The 3,555-nt window shown below is 38.3% G+C and carries 4 protein-coding genes and 2 pseudogenes; 3 read left to right on the forward strand and 3 right to left on the reverse strand.

Going from position 1 to position 3,555, the window contains the following annotated elements; genetic code table 11:
* Positions 1–91, forward strand: a pseudogene (locus AC5V8P_RS24335) (polar amino acid ABC transporter ATP-binding protein); the annotation flags it as partial.
* A 354-nt stretch (positions 92–445) separates the two neighbouring features.
* On the opposite strand, the gene AC5V8P_RS24340 reads toward AC5V8P_RS24335, so the two are convergent.
* Positions 446–715, reverse strand: a complete 270-nt coding sequence (locus tag AC5V8P_RS24340) for a DUF6809 family protein (protein WP_064795739.1) — start codon at positions 713–715, stop codon at positions 446–448.
* Between the two features lie 365 nt (positions 716–1,080).
* Positions 1,081–1,325, reverse strand: a pseudogene (locus tag AC5V8P_RS24345) (GNAT family N-acetyltransferase); the annotation flags it as partial.
* 201 nt (positions 1,326–1,526) lie between these two features.
* On the opposite strand from AC5V8P_RS24345, the gene AC5V8P_RS24350 reads away from it, so the two are divergent.
* Positions 1,527–2,000, forward strand: coding sequence for a DinB family protein (locus AC5V8P_RS24350; protein WP_064795740.1), 474 nt, complete (start codon positions 1,527–1,529; stop codon positions 1,998–2,000).
* 131 nt (positions 2,001–2,131) lie between these two features.
* Here AC5V8P_RS24350 and AC5V8P_RS24355 read toward each other — a convergent pair whose 3' ends face one another.
* Positions 2,132–3,070 carry a DMT family transporter gene (locus tag AC5V8P_RS24355; RefSeq protein ID WP_064795741.1) on the reverse strand — a complete coding sequence of 313 codons (939 nt, stop codon included), beginning with the start codon at positions 3,068–3,070 and terminating at the stop codon, positions 2,132–2,134.
* A 109-nt stretch (positions 3,071–3,179) separates the two neighbouring features.
* Here AC5V8P_RS24355 and AC5V8P_RS24360 point away from each other — a divergent pair.
* Positions 3,180–3,555: cupin domain-containing protein (locus AC5V8P_RS24360; RefSeq protein WP_495473961.1), on the forward strand; the 376-nt coding region annotated here is incomplete at its 3' end.

The raw sequence follows: 3,555 nt of genomic DNA on the forward strand, positions 1-3,555 counted from the left end.
AGAAATTGCAGAATCTGGTACACCGGAGCAGATTTTTGGCAATCCGCAGCTGGAGCGGACGAAGGTGTTTTTGAATCGGGTGGGGGATTAAAAACATAGTTGTTTGTTTGGGCGTATGTCGGGAGAGGCGCTGCGCGTACAGATTATTCTTCCGATCGCTGTTGCAACGGGATTTTATCATTTATATGACACCTGGTAAGGTTAAAATCCCGTTGCAAAGGCGAACGCTCCGCTTCTTCAGAACAATTCTGCCCGCTCCGCTCACCGACCACCTGTGCAGGTACTATGTTTTTAAGCAGGAAGTGTGAGTAGGAATAAGAGAAAGGGAGATGGCGCTCGCCATCTCCCTTTTTTGCAGTTGCAGGGCGTACTGCAAACTGGGTTTATTTAAGCTGATAAAGCACTCTTTTCTCTATCATTTTCCTTATCGTTTATGACCAGCAACTCATTCTTTCTCACTGCTAAATACTTCAATCATCGTTAATGCTCCCGTCCGATAACCGTGGATGAACGCTGCTGCGGAGTGCAGGGAAGTTGACTCGCTTAATAAATCAAACATGACTTCAATTTGCTCAAAATCGACTGCCGATAATTTATTTTTCAACATCTCCATAAGATCGCAAATTTTTTGATTCACTTTTTGAGATTCGGGGTCGGTTGACTTTATTTGTTCACTGGGACGCCATTTCCCATAATACATATCCTCCAAAATCATTTTTTTATCCTGCCTCCTATGAATACTGTTGTGTTAAGTCTTTGTTATCACGTAAATCTATCATCCAAGCAAAGTTTACTACATATGGAAGATACATATTGATATCTATGCGTTATTCGCATAAAGTTTTTTTAGTGTATACAAGCTGAGCTAAAAATGTACATGAGGTGCCACTACGCGGTCGTATTTCTTAATCAAGCTAAGAAGGTTGAAATCCGGGCACAAAGGAGAACGCTATCGCTTGAACAGCACTATTCTGTCCACTTCGTTCTTGTTCGACTTGGTGCTGATTTACAGGAGCTTTATTACTGGAATTATTCATTAAAACGTCCCATTATAACCGTATTGTGGTACTTACCGTCGGTAAGAATTTTGTCCTTTACAGCAACTAAAAATAAATTTCTTGGTTTTACAGCGTCCATTTGTATGTTTGTTTGAACCTTGATGTATCTATAAATGCTTCCCTTTACTCTCTATCTAAATTTTCTGTCTCTCCATTAATTTGTAATCTTAATTCAGATAAATCTGCCGCATCTTTGTCGATTGCTGATCTAACGGTATAATGTAGCCCATTCACATAAAATTCTCTCTTTTTGCAGTTGCAGGGTATACCAATGGATCTAATATCAGCTACGTCATTTCTTTATTCACGAATCATTTCTAAATTTGCAGAATTAAATTACCTGATGGAACGCCCATCGGATGATAAATCGTTCCTTTTTCATCTGTGACTTTTTCATAAAAGAAGGTAATGGGGTGAAAGTGTAGAATGAATACATTAGAAAACTACTAAATTTTGGAGGTTGGTAGCATGTCTGTAGTAGCTCAGTATCTTCAGGAATGGCTAAGGCACAGATTGGTGTTGCAAGAATTGGTTGAAGTGATTCCGAATGAACATATTGACTTTAAACCCTGGGACAATGCGATGCCTATGGGTTCCCTAATTGTTCATATAGCTAGTTCTATGGAAATGTTCGTGAAAACCGTAAAAAATGGTACCTTCACTCCACCGTCAAAAATAGATCAATATCACACAATAGCCGATGTACGCAGCATAGTCGATCAATTGACAGAGGAAACAATTCGAGAATTGAAGGAATTAAATGCTCAACAGCTAGAAAAGGAGATTGAATTTAAAAACTTCCTTGGCACGGGGAGCTTCTGGTTATCTACGGCGAAAGACCATGAGATTCACCATAAAGGCCAATTATTTACGTATGTACGAATGGTTGGAGTACAAAATATACCTTTTATGATTATGCAACCTCCGCAAAAAACAAATTAACGTTCGGATGTATTATTAAACGAAACCCAAACCGTAGCTTCATAAATATAATGAGACGGCAGCCATTGTAACGGCTGTCGTCTTCTCAATTAACGAGCAGTACTATCCTAATGCCTACCCGTAAAATTTACTCACTCTGAAAGCGAGATATCTTCTTTTGATTGGTTATTTGAAGAAGGCTTTTTATTGAATGCCAATAACAAGATCAGTCCGATGATACATAATACCCCCATCCATTGGAAGAAGCCAAAAGGTTCTTTTAACCAAAACACAGTTGTTAGAACAGCAGCTAGCGGTTCCAAACTACTTAGAAAGCTTGTTTCTTTTGGTGATAGACTTTGTAAACTTTCTATATAGAACCAAAATGCGATCATTGTACCGAATATAATAACGAATGCTAGGTATAAATAGGTTTCTGGTGTCAAGCTTTTAAAATCGATTTGCCAAGGTGGATGGATCAAGCTTAATCCCAAACCGCCAATGACCATAGCCCAACCCACAATAACCAGGGAATCATATTGCTTCAAAAGAGGAATGACGTATAAGGTATAAAAAGCCAGGGCTATTGCTGATAAGATACCCCAAACGATTGCGATCTTCGGAACGGATAGTTGAGAAATAGAGCCATTTGTTAACAAGAAAAAGCACCCCACTAAAGCCAGGAAAATAGCTGTCAGATCCTTTCGGGTGAAGACAATGTGCTTTCGCAGAACTAAATAGATGATAATCATTACAGGTGCTAAATACTGTAATAGTGTCGCAACAGCAGCATTACCACTTTGGATGGATGCCATATACGTATATTGAACCGCTAGCATACCCACCAAACCGTAGACAATGAGTTGAAAAGAGGTTCTTCTATTTTTCCATACAGCCCATATTTGAGAACGTTCCTTTACCAAAAATTGCACGGCCAACAGTAAAACACCAGCCATGAGCAAACGTATCGTTACAAGCCAATTGACATCGATTTGTTGAAAGAGTTTTTTGGCAACGGTCCCACTGACACCCCAAAATATAGCTCCTGTGATCACAAGAAGTAATCCTGTTCTTCTAGCTGATTTGTTCATGAATATTCTCCACCTTGAGATATAATAATAGTGTTATAATAGGTGAAAAATTTTTAAAATTATACTTGAATATGATAAAAAAATATAAATATATTGAGGTTGTGATGATTTGCAAATAAAAAATTTCATGGTTGACCAAAACCTAAAAGAATTAACTGAGCATCGGACAGTTGTACTACCGGTTGCATGTTATGAAACAACGATTAGCCAAAATATACATGGACATATACCTCTTCATTGGCATGATGAAATTCAATTTATTCTGGTTGTAAAAGGGGAAGCGATCTTTCAAATTAATGAAGATAAACAAATTGTACGACAAGATGATGGCTTATTTATAAATAGTGGCTGCCTACACATGGCGGAAGATCAGAATGAATCGGGTTGTGTGTATATCTGTTTAAACGCTTCTCCTCATTACGTTTTATCACCAGAACTTTACAGCCCCTATGTAGCCCCTTATATTCAAGCAACTAACTTACCTT

The organism is Paenibacillus sp. N119s (genome assembly GCF_059447605.1).